The following is a 21,737-nucleotide window of genomic DNA, read 5'->3' on the forward strand; positions in this document are numbered from 1 at the left end:
GGTGCGCCATGCCCAAACTGTCCTACCTCAAGGCCCTCAACCGGGCGCTCGGCGACGAGATGGACCGCGACGAGTCGGTCTTCGTGCTAGGCGAGGACGTGAACTTCGCGCTCACCAACATCACCGCCGGGTTCCTCAAGCGCTACGGCCCGGACCGCGTGGTCGAGGTCCCGCTGACCGAGCAGGGGTTCACCAACTTCGCCACCGGCGCGGCGATGGCCGGGCGCAGGCCGGTGATCGAGTTCCAGATCCCGTTCCTGCTGCTGCTGGTGTTCGAGCAGATCACCAACCAGGCCAACAAGTTCCTGATGATGAGCGGCGGGCAGCGCAGCGTGCCGGTCACCTACCTGATGCCCGCCGCGGGGTGGCGGGCCGGGTGGGGCGCGCAGCACTCCGACCAGCCCTACAGCCTGTTCGCGCACATGGGCGTCAAGACCGTCCTGCCCGCGACCCCGACCGACGCCTACGGGCTGCTGACCACCGCGATCCGCGACGACGACCCGGTCGTGTTCTTCGGGCCGCTGGCCTCGCTCGGCGTCCGCGAGATCGTCGAGTACGCCGACCTGGCACCGATCCCGCTGGGCAGCGGCCGGGTCCACCGCGCCGGGACCGACGTCACCGTGGTCGCCCTCGGGCACCTGGTGCACGAGGCGCTCGCGGTGGCCGAGGAGCTGGCCGACGAGGCGTCGGTCGAGGTGTGGGACCCGCGCTCGGTGTACCCGTTCGACTGGACCGGGCTGGCCGAGTCCGTCGCCCGCACCGGGCGGCTGGTGGTGTTCGACGACTCCAACCGCGCCTGCGGCATGGGCGCGGAGATCCTCGCCACCGCGGCCGAGGAGATGCGGCTGGTGGCCCCGCCCAAGCGCGTGACCAGGCCGGACGGCGCCATCGTCGGCGCGGTCCCCGAGCTGGACGTGGCGCTGCAGCCCACCAAGGCGCAGCTGGCGGAGGCCGTGCGCACGGTGCTCAAGAGCACGGGCTGGTGATCATGCGAGTGGAACGCGTCCCCGTTCCGTTCGACGGCGACGGCAGCGGCGAGGCCGAGCTGACCTGGGGTCAGATCGGGATCTGGCAGGCCATCGCCCGCTCGGGCGAGTCCAGGACCATGGGCGGGCTCACGCCGCTGCCGCCCGGGGTCACCGTCGAGCAGGTCGTGGCCACGCTGCGGTCGGTCGTCGGCAGGCACCAGGCGCTGCGCACCCGGCTGGTGTTCACCGACGGCAGGCCGCGGCAGAGCCTGGTCGCCTCCGGCGAGGTCGTGCTGGAGGTGGTCGACGCGACCGGGTCCGACCCGGCCGCGGTGGCCGCCGCCGTGCAGGAGCGCTACGCGAGCGTGCCGTTCGACTACGAGCACGAGTTCCCGGTGCGGATGGCCGTGGTCCGCGCCGAGGGGGCGATCACCCACATGGTGGCGGTGTACCTGCACCTGGCGATGGACGCCGGTGGGCTGGAGGTGCTGATCCGGGAGCTGGCCAGTGACCCGGCGACGCTGCCGCCGGTCACCGCCGTGCAGCCGCTGGAGCAGGCCCGCGCCCAGCAACAACCCGCCGCGCTGCGCCAGTCGGCCGCCTCGCTGCGCTACCTCGAACACGTGCTGCGGACGGTGTCGCCACTGCGCTTCGGCGAGCCGTCGGAGCCGCGGGACCCGACCTACCGGATGATCCGCTACCGCTCGCCCGCCACCCGGCTGGCGGTGGACGCGGTCGCCAGGCGCGCCGGGATCAGCACCTCGCCGGTACTGCTGGCCTGCTTCGCGGTCGCGCTGGCCAGGGCCGGGGCGAGCAACCCGGTGCTGGCGATGCTGATGGTGAGCAACCGGTTCCGGCCGGGGTTCGCCGAGTCGGTGAGCACGATCGTGCAGATCAGCCCCTACCTGATCGACGTCGCAGGCATCACCCTCGGCGAGGCGGTCGGGCGGGCCGCGCGCAGCACCATGAACGCCTACAAGCACGCCTACTACGACCCGGACGCCCAGGACGAGGTGGTCGACCAGGTCGTCGCCGACCGGGGCGAGCCGATCGACTTCTCCTGCTTCTTCAACGACCGCCGCGCCGCCGACCGGGCGCCCGCGGCGGGCCAGGAGCCCACGGCGGACGTGCTGGCCTCGGCGCTGCCGCGGTCGTCGGCGCACTGGGAGGACGAGCCGGGCATGCCGCGGCAGAAGCTCTACCTGCACGTCGACGACGACCAGGGGTCCGCGTCGAGCCCGGCTGCCATCGAGCTGACCATGTCGGTGGACACCCGCTACTTCACCGCCGCCGAGACCGAGGCCGTCGTGCGCGGCATCGAGTCGGTGGCGGTGCGCACCGCGCTCGACCCGGACACGCCCACCGGCGTGCGGGGCGGGCCCAGGCTCCCGGCCACAGCGGTGGTCGGGGCGGACACTGGCGAGGGAGGTGCCCGATGATCGAGATCAAGTGAACCGCGCGGTAGCGCGGGGGCCTTTCCGCGCTCACTGAACGCCCAGGGTGCGGGGGCGGGTCGTTGGTGGACCCGCCCCCGCACCCACGCAACCCGGGAAGTTCGCATGCACAGGTTTGGCCCGGTCCGGCAGGTCTGCGTCATCGGCGCGGGCCCGCGCGGCCTCAGCGTCGTCGAGCGGTTGTGCGCCAACGCCGTGCAGCCAGTGGTCGTGCACGTCGTCGACCCGCACGTCGGGAGCGGCGGCCGGGTGTGGTCCACGAGCCAGCCCGCGTCGCTGCTGATGAACACGATCGCCTGCCAGGTGTCGATGTTCACCGACGCCACGGTGGACTGCGGCGGCCCAATCCGGCCTGGACCGAGCCTCTACGAGTGGGCGGTCAGCGGGCAGGCACCCGCGGACGAGGCCGCCTTGCTGACCCCGAACTCTTACCCCACGCGGGCGTTCTACGGGCACTACCTGGACTGGTTCCTCGACCATGTCCGGCAATCGGCGCCACCGTATGTCGAGGTCCGGTTGCACCGTCTTACCGCTGTCGCGGTCGATGACTTCCCTGACGGCAGCCAGTGCGTGACGTTGTCCGATGGCACCGCGCTTACCGATCTGTCCTCCGTGGTGTTGGCGCAGGGACATGTGGACATGCCTCTTGGCGCGGTCGAGGCTCGGTTGTCCGACTTCGCTGACGCGCGTGGGCTTGGTTATGTGCCGCCGGGCAATCCGTCCGAGGTGGACCTGTCAGCGATCATGCCCGGCGAGGTCGTCGCGGTGCGTGGCATGGGCCTGGCGTTCTTCGACTACCTCGCGCTACTTACCGGCGACCGCGGCGGGCAATTCAAGGAGCGCGCTGACGGGTCCTTGGCCTATGTGCCGTCGGGTCGAGAGCCGGTGATCGTCACCGGGTCGCGGCGCGGGGTGCCATACCACGCGCGCGGGGAGAACGAGAAGGGCGCGTTCGGGCGGCACGAGCCGGTGTTCCTGACTGCTGACGTGATCGCGGAGTTGCGCTCTAGGCCTACCGTGTCCTTCCGGGACGACATCTGGCCGTTGGTCGCGCGCGAGGTCGAGCTTGTGTACTACCGGACCCTGCTGGGGGATGAGTTCGCGGCCCGGTTCATCGCGGGGGAGCCCGGGGTGGTCGAGGAGTCCGGGGTCGAGCCGTGGGACTGGGCGGCGGTGTCGAACCCGGATGGTGGGCGGCGGTTCGCCTCACCGGCGGAGTTCGAGGACTGGCTGCTGGAACTGCTGCGGGCGGACGTGCCGGGTGGGAACGTCACCGATCCCGTCAAGGCCGCCCTGGACGTGTTGCGGGACATGCGCAACGAGATCCGACTCGCGGTCGACCACGGTGGCATCACCGGCTCGTCTTATCGCAACGACCTCGACGGCTGGTACACCCCGCTCAACGCCTACCTGTCGATCGGACCACCCGCGCATCGAGTGGCCGAACTGATCGCGTTGATCGAAGCCGAGGTCGTGCGGGTAGTGGGGCCGGGCATGCGGGTAGACCTAGCCGACCGAGGTTTCCTGGTCAGCTCACCTCGGGTCGGGGGCTCCGCGGTGATGTGCACGACGCTGGTGGAGGCACGGCTACCGGAGGTCGACATCCGGCTGACGACCGACTCTCTTATCGCGTCCATGCTCGAACGGGGCGACTGCGTCCCCTACCACATACCGGATCCGTGTGGCGCGGTCGAGACAGGCGGGCTTGCCGTGACCCCCCGCCCATACCGGCTGTTGCGCGCGGACGGCACGCCCCACCCCAGCCGATTCGGATACGGTGTCCCTACCGAGTCGGTGCACTGGGTCACCGCGGCGGGGATCCGCCCTGGGGTGAACTCGGTGATCCTGGCCGACGCGGACGCCATCGCCAGGGCGGCGTTGGCGGCGACCAGCACCGCGCGGCCCCCGGTCGCGCGGCCGGCCTGAGGAGCTGCGTGACCGGTACCGACAGCGGCCTGCTCGCCCCGGTGTGGGCCGGTGCCGAGGCCGCCGACCTGGTGACCGACGAGGCGTGGGTCGCCGCGATGGTCGAGGTCGAGGTGGCCCTGGCCCGCGCGCAGGCCGCGCTGGGCGTGATCCCCGAGCCTGCCGCCGAGGCCATCGCGGGCGCGGTCGCCGACATCGACGTGGTCGACCTGGCGGTGCGGTCCCGGGGCGGCGCGAACCCGGTCGTGGCGTTCGTCACCGCGTTCACCGCGTGCGTGCCCGAGGACGCCCGCGAGTACGTCCACCGCGGCGGCACCAGCCAGGACATCCTGGACACGGCGGCCATGCTGATCACCCGGCGCGTGTTCGCCGTGGTCGAGCGCGACCTGCTGCGCGTGGCCGAGGCGCTGGCGCGGCTGGCCGACGAGCACCGGCACTCGGTGATGGCCGGGCGGACCCTGACCCAGCACGCGGTGCCGGTCACCTTCGGGCTCAAGGCGGCGGGCTGGCTGTCGTCGGTGCTCGACGGGCTCGACCGGGTCCGCGCCGTAGTGCTGCCCGCCCAGCTCGGCGGCGCGGCGGGCACCCTGGCGTCCTATGTGGAGTACGCGGGAGACCCGGGGCACGGGCTAGTGCTGAGCGCGGAGTTCGCCTCGGTGCTGGGACTGCCGGAGGCCGTCGTCCCGTGGCACGCGCTGCGCACGCCGTTCGTGGACATCGGGTCGGCGGCGACGGTGGTCACCGGCGTGCTGGGGAAGTTCGCGCTGGACGTGCAGGGGATGTCGCGCACCGAGGTGGGCGAGGTCGTCGAACCGTCCGCCGAGGGCAGGGGCGTGTCGTCGGCGATGCCGCAGAAGCGCAACCCGGTCCTGGCCACGTTGATCATGGCCGCCGCCCGGCAGGTCCCGCTGTACGCCACGGTCCTGGCGCAGTCGATGATCGCCGAGGACGAGCGCGCGCCGGGTGCGTGGCACGCCGAGTGGCAGCCGCTGCGCGAACTCTTGCGCTGCCTTGGCGGCGCCGCGTCGACCGCCGCGGAGTTGGCCGAGGGCCTGGAGGTCTTCCCCTCACGGCTGCGGGCGAACCTATCGCTGACCGGTGGCACTATCGTGTCCGAGCGCCTCAACGTCGCGCTTGCCCCTGTGTTGGGCAAGGTCGAGGCCAAGAAACTCCTGGCCCGCCTCTCCCGCTCACCCGACTTCTCCGAGGCCCTGCGCTCCGCCCCCGAACTGGCCTCCGTGGACGTCAACGCCCTCTTGGACCCATCGGCCTATCTAGGCGCCACCAACGCCCTCATCGACAGGGCCCTATCGCGCCCCCGCTCATGACCAAACGCAAACCCCCCGGCGTCAGCCCGGAGTCGTGGGTCGAAGCCCAAATCCGGGAAGCCACCAACCGCGGCGCCTTCGACAACCTCCCCGGCGCGGGCAAACCCCTCCCCAACCTGCACGACCCCCAAGCCTGGCTCACCGCCTACCTCCGCCGCGAGGGCGTGGAAACCGAGGCGCTGCTCCCCGAACCCCTCCGTCTCCGCAAGGAGATCGATCGCCTCCCGGACACCCTCCGCACCGCCCCCACCGAACGCGTCGTCCGCGAGGTGGTCGGTGACCTCAACACCCGAATCCGCACCTGGATGCGCAACGGCCAGGACACCCACTTCATCGTCCCCCTGGTAGACGAAGCCGAGGCCGTCGCCACCTGGCACACCACCCGACCAGTCGTGCCACCCGCTGCGCCGCCTTATCCGCCCGTGAAACGCCCTTGGTGGCGCCGCAAGGGGTCTAGTTAGCCTCGGAGGTCTCGGTACATGGCCGCTGCTGCTGGGTGTAAGGGCGCGGGGATGGTGTCTATGAGGGAGCGGACGTCGAGGTATTGGGTGCCTAGGGCTTGTTGGGGGACTAGGTGGGTGGCTTGGTCTACCAGGACGCGGACGGTGGTTCTGATGGTGGGGGTTGAGAGGGCGGGGTTGGGGACTAGGAGGTTGGGGACGCCGATTGTTGTGGTGGGGGTGGGGGAGCGGTAGGTGTTGGCGGGGATGGTTACCGCGTCGTAGACGGGGCCGTAGTGGGTTCTGAGGGTGGGGGCGTAGGCGGCTAGGTCTAGTAGGCGGATGCCGATGGCGTTGTCCAGGTCAGTGAGGGCTGGTGTGGGGAGGCCGCCGGACCAGAGGAGGGCTTGGACTCGGCCGTTGCGTAGGGCGGAAGTGGCGTCGGCTAGGGGGTGGTGGTCCACGATGACGGGGACGCCAGCGGTGGTGACCAGGCGTTCGCCGAAGAGGGCGGCGCCGGAGCCGGAGGCGCCGAGGGAGACGTGGTGGCCGGATAGGTCTGACAGGGCGTGGATAGGGCTATCGGCGCAGACGACGAGCTGCATGTAGTTCTCGTAGACCCGGCCCAGCGCTGTCAGAGCTATCGGCGAGTGGAACGGCGGCGAGCCCGCGCGGGCGGCAGCCAGAGTGTCGGCGAGGACCAAGCCCAGTTCCGCCTCACCAGCCGAGATCCGCGCGATGTTCATGACGCTCCCCAGCGTCTCCACCACCTCCACCCGCAGCTCGGGCTCCGCCGCGTTCATCTCCCCAGCCAACAACCGGGCGAACTCGACATAGAACCCACCCGCCTCCCCAGCGGCGATCCGCACCCGCCTGCTCGGCCCGGTGTAAGAGCACCCGACCGCCCCCATCACGCCCAGTAGAAACCCGCGTCGAGACAGTCCCATCACCAAACCCCCATCACGAACCTCCCGGGAGTACGACAGTCACCGCCAACCCATGGGGCTCCGCCAGCGCGATCCGCAACTCACCGCCATAGGCCGTGACCAGCCGGTCCGCGATAGCAAGCCCCAAGCCCGACCCAGGCGCCGGGGACGCACGCCAGAACCGGTCAGTCAGCTTGGGTAGATCCTCCGGCTTCACCCCAGGGCCGTCATCGGTGACCGTAACGACCCCTGGTGGCCCTACCGACACGCGAACGGTCCCACCGGGCGCGTACTTGATGGCGTTGTCCAGCAACACATCCAGCACCTGAGCCAGATCCGACTCCGCACACGTCACCGGCACGCACGAGATCTCCTCCACCACGGTCACCCCCGCGCGATCAGCAGCGGGCAACCACGAGTCAACCCTGTCCTTGACCACCGCTCCCGCGTCGCATCTAGCGTCGAAACCAGCCGCCAACTCCGTTGCCGCTGTGTCGGCCGACGCCAACAAGAGCATCGAGTCGAGCAGCGACTCCAACCGGTCCAACTCCGCGACCATCGACGAGTACGTGATAACACCGTCCGCAGACACGCGCCCCGCCAACGAGTCCATCCGAAGTCGTAGTGCCGCCAACGGATTGCGCAGCTGGTGAGACGTATCCGCCACCAGCGCGCGCTGCCGGTGTGCCGACTCCGCCACCGCGTCCGACATCCGGTTGAACGACGCCGCCAGCCCGCGCAGCTCCGGCGGCCCCGAGGCGCGCGACACGTGCGCCCCCGGCGACCCGCCGCCGACCGCCCGCACCCCGCGCTCCAGCTCCGCCACCGGCCGCAACACCCACCTGGCCAGCAACAACGCCAGCGCCACGAACGCCAGCGCCGCGCTCACCACCCCCGTCAGCACGATGCCCCACGACCCGCCGACATCAGCCGCCGCCCGATCCACACTGGACCGCAACGCGACCGCCCCGGTCACCCTGGTGCCGCTGCCCACCGGTCGCGCGAATAACACCGTGCCGGACGACCAAGGCAACACGTCCGGTGGTATTGACGCCGGCTGGTTACGCAACGCGGCATCTAGCGCTGCCTTCACCGCAGGCTCGTCAGCCCGCATCCCCGTCTCTAGCACCGGTGTACGCCTAGCGTCGATGACGACCACCGCGTCCCCATAGAGGTCCACATGTGCGCGAACCTCGGCGACGAGCCGCTCACCGCCAACCGACGCCAGTTCCGCGAACCGGTCCAGGTCGGCGGTACGGCCGAGCACGAACCGCTGGGTGCGCTCGGCGGAGGTGCTGTGCAGCAACGGCCATGCGAGCCCGGCCAGCGCCGCCAGCGACAGCCCGAGCAGCACCAGCAGCAGGCGCCTGCGCACCTCAGGCCTCCAGGCGGAAGCCGAACCCGCGGATGGTGCGCACCAGGTCGGGGCGACCCAGCTTCGCCCGCAGCGCGGCCAGGTGCACGTCCAACGACCGCGACACCGCCAGGTACGCGTCGCCCCACACCTCGTCGAGCAACTGCTGCCTGCTCACCGCCACGCCCGCGTGCCGCGCCAGCACCGCCAGGATCTCGAACTCCAGGTTGGTCAGCGCGATCGCCGCACCCGCCACCGACACCCGCCGCGCGTCCAGGTCGACCGTCACGTCGTCGACCTCGACCACCCCAGGGCGGACGCCCTCGGCGGCGAGAGCGCGCCGGGTCACCGCCTCGATCCTGGCCAGCAGCTCGATCAGCCGCACCGGCTTCACCAGGTAGTCGTCGGCGCCCAGGCGCAGGCCGCGCACGACGGTCCGCTCGTCGCCGTGCGCGGTCATCACCACCACCGGCGTCGAGGCGAGCCTGCGCAGCTTGCGCAGCACCTCCAGCCCGTGGATGTCGGGCAGCCCCAGGTCGAGCAGCACCATGTCGGCGTCGCGGTGCCGGATCAGCGCGTCGGCGCCCCGGGTGACCCGCTCCACGGGGTGCCCGTGCGCGGTCAGCACGTCGTTGACCGCGGCGGCCACGCCGTCGTCGTCCTCGACCAGCAGCACGCGCATCGTCAGTCCCGGTCCTCGAGCGGCGAGTCGGCGGAGGTCTCGCCCATCACCGAGTAGACCACGAGCGAGACCAGCACACACCCCGCCACGTAGTAGAAGAACACCGACTCGTGCCCGGCCTGCTTGAGCCAGAGCGCGATGTACTCGGCGGTGCCGCCGAAGATGGCCACCGTGAGCGCGTAGGGGAGACCGACGCCGAGCGCCCGGATCTTCGTGGGGAACAGCTCTGCCTTCACGATCGCGTTGATGGAGGTGTAACCGGTGACGATGACGAGCGCGCCCAACATGAGCAGGAACGCGAAGACGGGCTGACTGGTCCCAGCGAGCGCGGTCAGAAGAGGCACCGTGCACAGCGTGCCGAGAACGCCGAAGCCCAGCAACAGTGGCCTACGCCCGATCTTGTCCGACAGCGCCCCTGCGAGCGGTTGCAGCACTACGAACACGGCGAGCGCCAGGAAGTTGATCCAGGCCACCGTGCTCTTATCGATGTGACTGGTGTTCACCATGAACTTCTGCAGATAGGTCGTGTAGGTGTAGAACGCGACCGTGCCGCCCAAGGTGAGACCCACGACCAGCAGGCACGACCTCGGATGGCGCAAGAGGGCCTTGATCGTCCCGCGGGTCTCGTTACCGCGCTCAGCCTCGAAACTCGGCGACTCGTCCATCGTGCGCCGCAGCCACATGACGACTAGAGCCCCGAGCGCGCCCACGCCGAACGCGATGCGCCAGCCCCACGAGTCCATCTGTGCGGGGGACAGCACGTTCTGCAGCACGATCTGCAACCCGAGCGCGGTGAGCTGGCCCGCGGTGAGGGTGACGTACTGGAAGCTGGAGAAGAACCCGCGCCGCCCCTTGGCCGCCATCTCCGACAGGTACGTCGCCGAGGTGGCGTACTCGCCGCCCACCGACAGCCCCTGCAACAACCGCGCCAACACCAGGATGATCGGCGCGGCCACTCCGATCGTGGCATAACCGGGCGTGAGCGCGATCATCAGCGACCCCAGCGCCATCAGTGTCACCGACACCGTTAGCGCTAACCGCCGCCCGAACCGGTCGGCGAACCGCCCCAGCAGCCACCCACCGATCGGCCGCATCAGGAACCCCACCGCGAACACCGCGGCCGTGTTCAGCCACTGCGCCGTCTGGTCGCCCTTCGGGAAGAAGGTCGACGCGAAGTAGATCGAGAACGCGGTGTAGGCGTACCAGTCGTACCACTCGATCAGGTTGCCGATGGACCCCTTGGCGATGTTCGACAGCACCCGCCGGTCCGCGGCCCGCTCCGTGACTGCCATGTCCCCTCCCGTGGATCAGGTGATCGGGACCACAGTGCGGGGAGTAGTCGGCGGTCGACAAGGCGTCGCCGGGCAACCTTACAGTCCCTTAGGGCGAGCAGGTCTTCAGGACGAGCGGGCCCTCAGGACGAGCGGGCGGCGAGCCGCTGGGCCACGCCCATCCGGGACTTCACGCCCAGCTTGGTGAACACCCGCGCCAGGTGTCCCTCCACGGTCTTGCGGCTCAGGAACAGCCGGGTCGCGACCTCGCGGTTGGTCAACCCGGTCGCCACCAGCTCGGCGATCTCCAGCTCGCGCCCGGACAGCGCCTCCACCGTCCCGTGTGGACGGCGCGGCCGAGGTGCCCGTGCGCCCAACCTGGTCTCGGTAAGCCGAACGCGCGTCGACAGCCAGGTCGCCCCACACGCCAGGTAGCCCTCTTTGGCCTTGCCCAACTCCACGCGCGCGGTGCCTAGATCGCCCCCGGCGGCTAGATGCTCGGCCAGCAACTCCCTGGCTCGTGCCTGCCGGACCGGTCCGCCGGTGATAGCGCGGACTGCCTCGTCCCTGGCAGCGGCGGACAGCCCTAACGCCGCGAACACGTGCGACCGGGCGTAGTGGCCGCTCGCGCTGCCCCGCGACACCGCTTCCTCGGCGAACCCGGCCGCTTCATCGACCCGGTCGAGACCCACCAGCGCGACCGCGAGGTGAGCCGCCCACGTCCCCCGGTCCCGCCCGCTGGCCCGGCCGAGGTCGGTGCCGACCGCGTCCGCGATGTGCCGCACACAGGCCGCGTAGTCGCCCGCGACCAGGTGTGACTCCGCGACCGCGAGACCCGCGATCTCGCCCCACCACGGCGACCGGGGCGCGGGGACGGCCGCCAGCGCCTCTTCCGGCCCGTTCTGCCACAACACCGCCGACAGCTCGACCGCGGCGGCCAACGCCGCGAGCTCCGCGCTGCCCATGTCCGTCGCGACCGCGCGCGCTTCCGCGCAACTGGTGCGGACCCGGTCGAGGTGACCGGACCGCAGGGCCAGCGCCGCGTCGACGGCCAGCAACTCCGGCACGCTCGACCGGCGCCCCGTCCCGCGGGCGATGTCGAGCCCGCGCCGCACGTGCCTGGCGGCCTCGGCGGACCGGTCCAGCGCCAGCTCCACCCAGGCCAGGCCCGCCAGGTGGTCGCCGACCGCGGCGTCCGGCAGGCCGTCCACCAACCGGACCGCGGCCCACGGGTCGTGGCCGTTCTCCTTGGTACCCGCCTCATCGCCCGCGTCGCCGCGCAGCCCGGTGCGCACCGCGGCCAGCGCCACCAGGACATGACCCGCGACCTCGTCGCCCTCGGCAATGGCCCTACGCGCGTGGACGACGCAGCTCTCGGTGTCGTCGAGCAGGACCGCGATCGCCGCGCGTTCGGCGGCAGTGCCCGGAGTGTCGGCTCTAGCGAGTAGAGCCTCTGCCTCGGTGTACCGGCCTAATAGCCGTTCAGTGCGCGCACAGGCGCGAACCACCTCGGGCTCATCCTTCGTCGCCAAGGCTTGGTGCAGGACGTCCCGCGCGCGGGTCAGGTCACCGCCGAGACCTAGGGCGCGACCTAGCAGCGGCACGAGTCGCTCACCCGCGCCGTGCGGCAGTATCTGCATCGCCCGGTCCACCCACCGCGCGGCGGTCGCGGGCGAGGAGTCGAGTACTACCTCGGCGGCACTGGCCAGGGTCGCGGCAGCGGCGACATCGCCGTACGTGGCCGTGCGGGCGGCGTGGAATGCCTGGAGCGGCAACGGCCCGCCCTTGGCGCGCAGGTACTTACCCGCGCGACGATGCGCCGCCGTCCGCCAGGTGACACCGGCGGACTGGTAGGCAGCCGCCCGGACCAACTGATGCCGGAACGCGATCCGTGAGCCGTGCGCGCGCACAAGTCCGATCGCGACAAGGTCGTCGAGCGCGCGCAGCACGACTGCCTCCGGTATCCCCGCCGCCCGAACAACGACGTCGAGATCCGCAGGGGCGCCGGAGGCTGCTACCGCGTACGCGACCTCCCGCTGTACCTCGTCCAACGCGAGAACCTCACTCGCGGCGACCGCGAGCACCGCGTCCGGAAGAGGAGTCTCGCCGAGTCCACGCGGGTCGATCGCCGAGAGCACCACCTCCGGCGATACCCCTGCCAGAGCCGAGAGGAAGAGAGGATTACCGCCGCTGGCGGCGACTAGCTGCGCGCAGACATGGCGCGGCGTACCGGGCATGAGCGCGGCTACAGCGGACGTGTCCAACGGTCCGGGGGACAGGCGCGTCACCTGCCACGGCGACCGCGCCAACGCGGCGGGCAGCCACTGGCAGCCGTCGCGGTACGCCAACGCCACGAGCACCGGACCGGACGGCGGGACCCGCAGCAGCGATTCCAGCCATTCCGCCCATTTCACGGCGTGCGCGTCATCAATCACCAGCACCGCCGGGGAATGCTCGGAGATCCGTTCGCTCGGCGGTCGAGACACCTCGGCGAATCGCACCGGCAGGCCCGCGGAATCGGCGGCCGCGGCCAGTTCGGCGAGCAGCCTGGTTTTGCCCGCGCCCGGCTCCCCGTGCACCGCCACCACCAGCGACTGCCCCGCGACCAGCGCGTCGAGTGACCGCCGGAGTGCGGAAAGTTCCTGCTCGCGACCGGCGAGGGGCTCGCGAGCGGGTCTGCCCATCCGCCACCCCCAGTATCGCTAATCGAAAGGCGGAATCGCCGATCTCGATTGTCGATCTTAGGTTACCGCGTTAATCGGCGGCAGCGGTCGGACGTCCCGAACCGGACTCCAGAACACGGCCCTGGATGTCGTGGATCACATAGTCGTGCGGGGCCATCGCCCCCGGGCGACCGGGCAGCGCCGCCAGCACCCCGGCGTGCAGCCCGGCGGGCGTCGCGGCCGGATCGGACACCACCGCGGTGATCCGCCCGTCCTCGACCGCCACCCGCACCGCCGCGCCACCCGCCGCCTCGGCCACCGCGGCGCCGACCTCCCGGGGGTCCACCCAGGACGAGTCCACCCGCTGCCACGGCTCGGCGCGCTCCACCGGCGCCATCCCGGTCACCGCGGCGATGTCGCGCACCCGCACCACCCCGGTCGCCGCCGTCACCAGCAGCCGCTCCAGCGACAGCAGCACCGAGTCGACCTCGTCCGCGGGGAAGCGCGACGTGTCGACGTGCAGCCGGATGTCGGCCGCGGTGCTGCTCACCCCGCCTAGCGTCAACAGGAACGCCGTAGGCAGTGTTCGGTCCGGCATCGGCTCTATGGTCGTGTCTTCTAGGGCCGCTACCGGATCCTCTGGCGCGTCGACCGCCGCTGACGCTGACGTGGCACCCAGGTCGTTGAAGACCGCGTCCCGGTGGAAGTAAGTGCCGCGCTCACGGCCGACGGCGTCGATGACCTCCCACAGCTCAACCGAGTCGAACTGTGCGTAGCGGTAAGCGTTGATGGTGGTCGTCTGTACCTGACGGACCACCTCGTCGAAGGTGGCGTCCTCGTCGAGGGTGAACGGAACCAAGGCGTCCTGCGCGAGTGGACCCACGTACTCGCGCCACGCTGACCGGAACCGGTTACCGCAGATCGACACGATGACACCGTCCGGCGTCGATGTCCTTACACCGAGCAGCGCCGCAGCAGCGGCCAACACCACACTGGAATGACTCGCGCCGGTACGACCCACGATGGTCCGCAGCGCGGAAGCGGCCGCGGTCGACACCATCCGCCGCTCCAGGTTGCCCGGCGTCCCGGCCGGGTGCGGGGGCAGCGCGCACATCGCCTGCGGGACCTGCCGCAGCCTGGTGTCCCAGTACCGCAACGCCGACCGGGTGCGCCGCCTGCCCACCTCGGACTGCTCCCACTCGGCCTGGTCGAGCGGCTGGTGCCCGCGCTCCTCGGCGAGGTCGTCGCGCCCGGCCAGCAGCGCCCGCAGCTGCTCGCCCACGATCGCCGCCCCGGCCGCGTCCACCGCGACGTGGCAGAACAGCAGCACCGCGATGGTCGGCACCTCGCCGGTCGTCACCACCAGCACCCGCAGCGGCAACCCGGTGACCACGTCGAACGGCACCCCGAGCTGCTGGTAGACCAGCTGCCCGACGAACCCGACCAGGTCGGCGCCGCCCGCCTCGTACACCTGGAGCTCGACCTCGCCCTCGACCAGCACCCGCTGCGTGGGCCCGCCCGCCGAGTCGAGCACGAACGTCGTGCGCAACGCCTCGTGCCGGGCGACGAGCACCCCGAGCGCCCCCACGATCTCCGCGACCGTGTGCCCCGGCGACAGCTCCACGAACACGGGTAAGACGTCCGACCGGTCCCCGTCCGTCCCCAGCCAGCGCAGCACGTTGCGCTGCCCGAGCGTCACCGGACCGCTCCCGCCCCGCGCCCCCCGGAACCGCACCGGCAGCGTGGCCACCACCGACTGCCCCACCGTCATGGCGAACACCCCTCACGTCCCGGCGACGAACCCAGCTGGACCCTAGGCAGCCCGCCTGCGCCGAACATGGGGGAAATCCCCTATCTTGACCGATCCCACCCGCCGGAACGCGTCCGTCCGGACGCGCTAGCGGGGCGTCAGCACGCAGAACTCGCGGCCATCCGGGTCGACCATGACCACCCAGTCCACGTCGCCCTGCCCGATGTCCGCCCGGCGCGCGCCGAGCGCCAGCAGCCGCTCGACCTCCGCCGCCTGGTCTCCGCCCTCGGGTGGGGCGATGTCGAAGTGCAGCCTGCTCTTGCCGACCTTGGGCATCAGCGGCGGACCGCCCCAGGTGAACTTCGGACCGCCGTGCGGTGCCCGGATCGCGGTCTCCTCGTCCTGGTCCCACACCAGCGGCCACCCCAGCGCCGCGCTCCAGAAGTACCCGACCTGCCGGGATCCGTCCCCGGCCAGCGCGCCGATGAACCCGCAGTCGGCGAGGAAGTTGTTGCCCGGCTCGATGACGCAGAACTCGTTGCCCTCGGGATCGGCGAGCACTACATGCTCCTCCTCCGGCAACTGCCCGACGTCGATATGCCTACCGCCGAGCTGCAGTGCCTTCGCGACCGTCCGCTCTTGGTCTACCAGGGACGCACTGGTCAGATCGAAGTGCGCGTGGTTCTGACCGACCTTCGGTAGGTCGGTCGGCAGGAACCGGATCCGGAACCCACTGTCATCAGCAGGCAGCAACACCACGCCGTCTTGGGGGTCGTCCGCGAGCTCCCAACCCAGCACCCCTGCCCAGAACCGCCCAACCACCACCGGCTCGTTAGCGTCCACACAGAGCGCGACCAGGTGACAAGTCATGCAGCTCTTAGCCTTCCGAGACCAGGGCACCTCTCGCGCCCTCCGGAGAGGACCACGCTAGATGCCCTGGTAACGGCCACGCAAAGGGATTGACCGCTACGCCGGTTCGACTGGTAGCCACAACTCGCAGGTGGCGGTACTGAAGTCGTCGGCGCGGTCGAGGATCGTGAGGATGGACGGGCCGGGGCGTAGGCGCCAGGGGTTGGCGGGGAACCACTCGGTGGCAGTGGCGGCCCAGGTGTCCTGCAGGGCTTGTGGGTAGGGGCCTTCCGAGCGGAAGACGGCCCACCGGCCCGGGTGGACGTCGATGGCGTCGAGGTCGTCGGGGACGGGGGTGTCCCGGGTGATGGCGACGCCGTGCAGGTAGGTCAGTTCGGTGCCCTCGGCGCTGTCGGGGTCGATGTCGTCGCTGACCTGGAGCAGGCCGGCCGGTTCGGTGTCGCCGAGGGACTTGAGCCGGACGTGGGCCTGCGGTGGCAGGGCGGTGATGTGCCGCTGGATGTGCGGGTTGACGCCCCGGTGGATGAGCGGGACGCGGGCGGCGTGCCCGACGAGGCGGAACGCGGGGCGGTCGACGACGCGGGTGTCCATGGGTGAGCTCCCTTCGACGCTCAGGCGGAACCTGAGCTGCGGTTGTGCGCGGAGGGGACCCCCGTCCCGGCGGACCTCGCCGGGGGTGGCGCCGTGGACCGCCCGGAACGCGCGCCCGAACGCCTCGGTCGAGCCGTACCCGTGCCGGACCGCGATGCCCAGCAGGTCGTCCGCGCCCCGGATGACCTCGGCGGCCGCCACCGTCATCCGGCGACGCCGCACGTACTCCGAGAGCGGCATGCCCGCCAGCGACGAGAACATCCGCCGCAGGTGGTACTCGGTCGTGCCCACCGTCAACGCCACCTCGGCGACGTCGAACTCCCCGACAGCGACCGCCGCGACGAGGTGGTCCTCGACGAGGTCGACGAGCCGGTTGAGAGCCGAGATCATGGGGTCTCCTTCCGCCGTCAACGCTGCCCGGCCGCACCCCCACCGCGCCCGACCGTTGTGGACCGATCCGATCCGAACAGTTGGTCCAGCCGGTGCTCGACGAGCGCCGTCGCCCGATCGGTGTCGTAGGCCCTGATGAGCATGCCGGTGAGCAGCCCACCGGCCATGGTCGCGAGCGCGTCGGCCTCCAGTTCGGGGTCGAGGTTCGCCGGGACCCGTTCGCGCGCTTGGGCTTTCTGGAGCTGCTCGGTGAGCGCGCGCACCAGGTGCGGTACGAGGGCCTCTTGCTCTGGGTCCTGACTGCCGCGGGTTACGTCAACGGCGAAGTACGCGATCTGCACCGCACCAAGCACACGGCCACGTTCGTCCGTGGGGAGCACACCGAGCAGGTAGGCCCTGATCACCGCCCGCTCGTCCCCGGTCTCCAGCGCCCGCGCGATGCCGACCCCGGCGCGTTCACCACCCAGCTCGGCCACCCGCTGCCAGCCGAACCGCAGCATCTCCTCCTTGGTCGGGAAGTAGTACTGGACCAGGTTCATCGAGATGCCCGCCTCCGCCGCGACCGCACGCAACGTCACCGCTTGCAGTCCCTGCGCGGCTGCGATCCGGAACAACGCCTCCGCGATCCCGCGCCGTCTCTCCTGGTGGTCAACGCGTTTGGGCACCGGACCACTCTGCCACACCGGCCGGTACGGGCAGCCACGAACTGTTATGGTGCGGATGCACTATAAAACTCCGGGAGGGGGACCGATGCTGGGGGCGTTCGCCAACGACCAGGCGCGTGAGTTGGTACCCGCACATCGCCGACCTGGCCGCCCACCACGACGTCTACGCCGTCGACACCATCGGCGAACCCGGGCACTCGGTCCAGACCCGCGCCCTGGAGACCGCCGACGACCTGGCCGACTGGCTCACCGACCTGCTCGCGGGCCTCGGCCACGACAAGGTCCACCTCGTCGGCCTCTCCCGCGGCGGCTTCCTCGCCCTCACCCTCGCCATCCGCCGCTCGGCATCCACGCGGAGGTCGTGCCGGGCAGTCCTCACTCGCGGCGCGGGAGTTGGCCGGTGGGGCCGGTCGTCACGGTGAAGCGGCCGGGGCCGAAGGTGACCTGGCCGGTGGGGCCGGGGGAGATGGGGCCGGTGCCTGCCTGCAGGTCCGCTTCGAAGCCGGGGAGCTTGAGGCGGATCAGGGAGGGGAGGAGCACGGCGATGGTGAAGAGGCCCACCAGGACCGGTGTCGTGGTGGTCAGCATGACGGCGGTGACCTTGGTGGTGGTGAAGAAGGTGATCCAGAGCGTGGCAAGCAGCGCGATGGAGACCACGGCGACTGCGTAGCCACCCCAGATCGCTGGGGCTACCGCCTTGAGTTCGCGTTCCAGTAGGTGGAGGTTGCGCTGGGCGTCAGCGTGGCCGGGGTCGCGCTTGAGGCACTCGCGTAGGTGTGAGAGGGCCCGTTGGCGGTACCAGAAGCGGCCTCGGGCGTCGGCGGCTAGAGAACCCATGCGGTGGTGGGCCACGCCTGCGACGAAGTGCGGATCTGCTTCCTTGTCGGGAGCGGTTTCGAGAGCGCCTTGAGCGTGGGCGTAGGCCTCGGCGTGAAGGTCGGCGTTCTGTTGCTTGTCGCCGCGTTGGACTAAGAGGCGGGCAATGGCGAGGTTGGTGCGCCAGCGGGCGGGGGCGTCTTGGCGTAAGAGGGCCGCGCGCAGAGTGGACTCTGCCTCAGCCTCGTCACCGGCCTTCGCCAGAGCCTGCGCGACGCCGATCGCGGCGGCCCCGGAGGCAGGGTCAACGGCGAGTGCCTGACGGAACTCGCGCTCTGCCTCCGGAAGACGGTCCGTGCGCAACAGCAGCGCGCCCAACTCCACATGCGCCGCCGCGTCGTACCAATCCCGCGCGATGGCCCGGTTCAGCTCTACCTCAGCCTCTTCATAGCGTCCCATCTGGACATAGAGGGCACCGAGATCGGCGTGGCTGCCGTGGTATGGGTCGATGTCCAACGCCCGCTTGAAGTGGTACTCCGCAGAAGCGAGTTGACCCTGCCGGAACGCGGCGACCCCTAGGCAGATGTGCGCCGACGGGTCATCACGCAGCTTGACCAGTTCCGCCGCGATCGCCTCGCCCTCCCGCCACCGGCTTACCCCGTCCTGCCTGGTCAACGCCCACGCCAACGCGAGCCGGTACGCGAAGTCCGTCTTGGGCAGCAGCCGGAACTCGGCCTCCGCCGTCGCGTGGTCGCCCGCGCTGAACGCCACCCAGCCCAGCCCGTAGCGGGCCGACCGGCGCTCCCGCTCGTTGACGGCGTCGTCGAGCAGGTCCTGGAACACCCGCCGCGCGTCGGCCAACCGGCGTTCGTCGTGGTGGATCCACCCCAGTTCCGCCCGCGTGTCCCTGCGGTGCGGGTGCGTCCTGATCACGCCCATCGTGACCCGCTCGGCCTCGCCGTAGCGCCGCAGCGACCGCAGGGTCGACGACAGCGCCACCCCGCAGTCGGGGTCGTCCGGCACTTCCCGCATCGCCGCGGTGGTGCACTGCGCGGCCGCGTCGAACGCCAGCCGGTGCTCGTGCACCTTCGCCAGCGCGAGCTGGAGCCCCAGGTTCGTCGGCTGCCGCTCCTGCGCGGCCCGGATCACCCGCTCCGCCTGGTCGACCCGGTGCAGCCGGAACAGCGCCAGGATCTTGTGGTCCAACGCGTCCGAGTCCCGGGGACTGATCTCCAACGCCCGGTCAGCGGCCACCAAGGCCCCCTCGGCGTCGTCCAGTTCTAGCCGCAGCCACGCGTCGGTAGCGTGAACATCGACGTTGTCCGGCCTTAGCGCTAACGCGGCAGCGGCAGCAGCTTGCGCGTCCGCGAGCCGATCCGCCTTATGCAGAAGCCACACACGCGTGGTCAGAGCCCAGACGTAACGGGGTGCGGATCCAAGAGCCCGTTCGCACCAGGCGATCGCGCCCTCGTCGTCCCCCATGTCGGACGCGAGCCAGGCGCGGGTGATGAGCGCGTCGGCGTCAGGCGAGCCGCCGAACGGCTCCCACATGGCCAGCGCCTCGTCGAACCGCCGCGCGTACCGCAGGAACTGGATCAGGCTCTGCCGCGCCCACAGGTTGGTCGGCGACAGCGCGACCGCCCGTCGCCCCAACTCCGCCGCCGCGCCCTCGTGGCTGAGCATGCTCCTGAGCCACGCCACGCCCATCAGCACGTTCGCGTCGTCCGGGTGCGCGGCGACCGCCTCGTCGGCCAACGCCGCTGCCTCGGCGAAGCGGTGCGCGTTCGCCAGGTAGCTGAGGTGCCTGCGCAGCGCCCAGGTGTACTCGGGCAGGTCGGCGCGCACCCGGGTGACGAGGGCGATCGCCTCGGGGTAGCGGCTCTCCGAGTGGAACACCTCGGCCTTGGCCATGCGGAGCGTGATGCTGTCCGGCTGGTCGACCAGCGCCTGGTCAGCCACCTTGTGCGCGTCCGCGAACCGGCACAGGTAGCGCAAACAGTCGACGTGCTTGACCAACACGGATGTGTTGGTTGGGTCGCCCGCCAAGGCCTTCTCGGCTTGAGCTAGAGCGTCTTCGTAGCGGTCGTGCGCCATGTAGGCGTTGATTGCCGCTAGCTGCAAGGCCGCTGAGCCAGGGTGAAGAGAGAGACCGCGTGAGGCAGTGTCACAGGCGTCTTCGTATCGAGAGAGATAGCGCAGGTAGTCGATGCGGGCTGCCAGAGCACCTGCGTGATCCGGGCGCACGGCCAGCGCCCGGTCAACGAGCTCCAGTGCCTTGGTCTCGTCGTCCAGGCTGCTGTAGTGCGCCGCCGCCATGACATTGATCTCGACGTCGTCCGGACGTCGGCTTAGCGCGACCTGTACCGCCTCGGCTACCTCCGCCGTGCGCCCTGTCTTCTGCAGGTGGCTGACCCGTGTCCGTAGCAGGTTCGAGTGCAGCGGGTGCGTCTCCAGCGCGGTCGCCAGCACCTCAAGCGCCCGGTCCGGCTGTTCCGCCTGCTGGAAGGTCGTCGCCGCGGCGATCGCGGTCCACGGACTCGGCGGCCGCAGCCGCAACGCCTCTTCCGCCGCGGTGACCGAGTCGGCCAGTCTGCCCGCCAGCCGCAGGATCGCGATCCGCGAGTTCACCGCCTGGCTGTTCCTGGCGTTCAGCCGCACGACGTCGGTGATGGCGGTGACCGCGTCGTCGTCATCGTTGTCGCGCAGGGCGAGCCACGCGGCCGTCAGCCTGGCCGAGGCGGCCAGCGGGCGCAGCGCGATCGCCTTGCCCACCGCGGTGGCGGCGGCCTCGTGGCGCAGCCGGTAGCTCTCGAAATCGGCCAGGCTGCACAACGCCCAGTTGGAGCGCGGATCGAGCGCGATCGCGCGTTCGGCCAACGGGACCGCCTCGTCCTCGCGGTCCTGGATGCTGAACGTCCACGCCGCCGACACCAGCAGGTCGCTCGCGCGCGGGAACCGCTCGATCGCCTTGGCCTCCCACTCCTGGGCCTCGGCGAACCGCGACATCTCGACCAGCGCCGTGCCCCGGTACTGGTAGGGATAAGAGAAGTCAGGATCGAGTTCGATCGCCGCGTCGAAGTGGGGGAGCGCCTCTTGTGGGGCGTCACGTTTGAGGTGGATCTGCCCGAGCGTGTGGTGGCACTTCGCGACGGTCGGGTACTCCGCCACCAGCCGCTCGCCAGCGATAACCGCCTCAGACCACCGATAGAGGTCGGCGAGTCCCAGTGCGTACCAGCGAGCGGGACGCCAGTCGGATGGCGACAGGGCTGCCGCGGCGGCATACAGCTCTAGTGCTTCTTCCTCGTAGCCGCTACCGGAGTAGGCGCGGCCTAGAGCGACACGGGCCAGGGCGTGGTCCGGGAAGCGTTTGATGGCCTCCAGACCGAAGGCGATCGCGTCCTCGTAGGCACCTGACTGCGATAGGGCCACCAGATGCCAGGTGGAGATCGAGGGGTCCTCCAGCTGCCGTGACGTGAGCTCGGCCGCGTCGTCCTCCCGGTTCATCGCGAGTAAGACCCTCACGTGGGCCACGACCGCCTGGGGATCGTGCGGGGACTCGGCCAAGGCCCGCTCACTCGCCGCCAGAGCGGTGGGGAGTTCCCAACGACGACGGAGGAGGTCGATGTCGGCAGTGGTCACGGCG

At 70.7% G+C, this 21,737-nt stretch carries 16 protein-coding genes; 6 read left to right on the plus strand and 10 right to left on the minus strand.

Annotation, left to right across the window (positions count from 1 at the left end; genetic code table 11):
• Window positions 1-8 precede the first annotated feature (8 nt).
• From BMY07_RS00815 to BMY07_RS00835, 5 genes are all read left to right on the plus strand, one after another.
• On the plus strand, window positions 9-986 hold the full coding sequence (locus BMY07_RS00815; RefSeq protein ID WP_092774440.1) for an alpha-ketoacid dehydrogenase subunit beta: 978 nt from the start codon (window positions 9-11) through the stop codon (window positions 984-986).
• 2 nt (window positions 987-988) lie between these two features.
• Window positions 989-2,407, plus strand: a complete 1,419-nt coding sequence (locus BMY07_RS00820) for a condensation domain-containing protein (protein ID WP_245782170.1) — start codon at window positions 989-991, stop codon at window positions 2,405-2,407.
• 120 nt (window positions 2,408-2,527) lie between these two features.
• Window positions 2,528-4,348, plus strand: coding sequence for an FAD/NAD(P)-binding protein (locus BMY07_RS00825; RefSeq protein WP_092774442.1), 1,821 nt, complete (start codon window positions 2,528-2,530; stop codon window positions 4,346-4,348).
• Between the two features lie 8 nt (window positions 4,349-4,356).
• Entirely contained in the window at window positions 4,357-5,676 is a 1,320-nt protein-coding gene (locus BMY07_RS00830) for a class-II fumarase/aspartase family protein (RefSeq protein ID WP_092774443.1), read from the plus strand.
• Complete coding sequence (locus tag BMY07_RS00835) at window positions 5,673-6,137, plus strand: DnaJ family domain-containing protein (RefSeq protein ID WP_092774444.1); 465 nt, start codon at window positions 5,673-5,675, stop codon at window positions 6,135-6,137. Before BMY07_RS00830 ends, BMY07_RS00835 begins: the two co-directional genes overlap by 4 nt.
• Here BMY07_RS00835 and BMY07_RS00840 read toward each other — a convergent pair.
• From BMY07_RS00840 to BMY07_RS00880, 9 genes are all read right to left on the minus strand, one after another.
• Window positions 6,134-7,027: a TAXI family TRAP transporter solute-binding subunit gene (locus BMY07_RS00840; RefSeq protein ID WP_245782110.1), complete on the minus strand. Its 894-nt coding sequence runs from the start codon at window positions 7,025-7,027 to the stop codon at window positions 6,134-6,136. The genes BMY07_RS00835 and BMY07_RS00840 overlap by 4 nt on opposite strands.
• A 49-nt stretch (window positions 7,028-7,076) precedes the next feature.
• Complete coding sequence (locus BMY07_RS00845; RefSeq protein WP_092774445.1) at window positions 7,077-8,417, minus strand: sensor histidine kinase; 1,341 nt, start codon at window positions 8,415-8,417, stop codon at window positions 7,077-7,079.
• A gap of 1 nt (window position 8,418) precedes the next feature.
• A complete protein-coding gene (locus BMY07_RS00850; RefSeq protein WP_092774446.1) occupies window positions 8,419-9,078 on the minus strand; it encodes a response regulator transcription factor in 660 nt (219 codons plus the stop codon).
• Between the two features lie 2 nt (window positions 9,079-9,080).
• On the minus strand, window positions 9,081-10,370 hold the full coding sequence (locus BMY07_RS00855; protein ID WP_092774447.1) for an MFS transporter: 1,290 nt from the start codon (window positions 10,368-10,370) through the stop codon (window positions 9,081-9,083).
• A 122-nt stretch (window positions 10,371-10,492) separates the two neighbouring features.
• A complete protein-coding gene (locus tag BMY07_RS00860) occupies window positions 10,493-13,033 on the minus strand; it encodes a LuxR C-terminal-related transcriptional regulator (RefSeq protein WP_092774448.1) in 2,541 nt (846 codons plus the stop codon).
• Between the two features lie 70 nt (window positions 13,034-13,103).
• Window positions 13,104-14,783, minus strand: coding sequence for a condensation domain-containing protein (locus BMY07_RS00865; protein WP_143073291.1), 1,680 nt, complete (start codon window positions 14,781-14,783; stop codon window positions 13,104-13,106).
• 126 nt (window positions 14,784-14,909) lie between these two features.
• On the minus strand, window positions 14,910-15,632 hold the full coding sequence (locus BMY07_RS00870; protein ID WP_092774450.1) for a VOC family protein: 723 nt from the start codon (window positions 15,630-15,632) through the stop codon (window positions 14,910-14,912).
• 96 nt (window positions 15,633-15,728) lie between these two features.
• The gene (locus tag BMY07_RS00875) at window positions 15,729-16,613 is read right to left on the minus strand and encodes an AraC family transcriptional regulator (RefSeq protein ID WP_092774451.1); all 885 of its coding nucleotides are present in this window, start codon (window positions 16,611-16,613) and stop codon (window positions 15,729-15,731) included.
• 17 nt (window positions 16,614-16,630) lie between these two features.
• The gene (locus BMY07_RS00880) at window positions 16,631-17,278 is read right to left on the minus strand and encodes a TetR/AcrR family transcriptional regulator (protein WP_092774452.1); all 648 of its coding nucleotides are present in this window, start codon (window positions 17,276-17,278) and stop codon (window positions 16,631-16,633) included.
• Between the two features lie 116 nt (window positions 17,279-17,394).
• On the opposite strand from BMY07_RS00880, the gene BMY07_RS35110 reads away from it, so the two are divergent.
• Complete coding sequence (locus tag BMY07_RS35110) at window positions 17,395-17,700, plus strand: alpha/beta fold hydrolase (protein ID WP_245782112.1); 306 nt, start codon at window positions 17,395-17,397, stop codon at window positions 17,698-17,700.
• Here BMY07_RS35110 and BMY07_RS00890 read toward each other — a convergent pair.
• Window positions 17,654-21,733, minus strand: coding sequence for a tetratricopeptide repeat protein (locus BMY07_RS00890; RefSeq protein WP_143073292.1), 4,080 nt, complete (start codon window positions 21,731-21,733; stop codon window positions 17,654-17,656). The genes BMY07_RS35110 and BMY07_RS00890 overlap by 47 nt on opposite strands.
• Window positions 21,734-21,737: the final 4 nt, after the last annotated feature.

It is taken from the genome of Actinokineospora terrae, from assembly GCF_900111175.1.
Classification (GTDB): Bacteria; Actinomycetota; Actinomycetes; order Mycobacteriales; family Pseudonocardiaceae; genus Actinokineospora; species Actinokineospora terrae.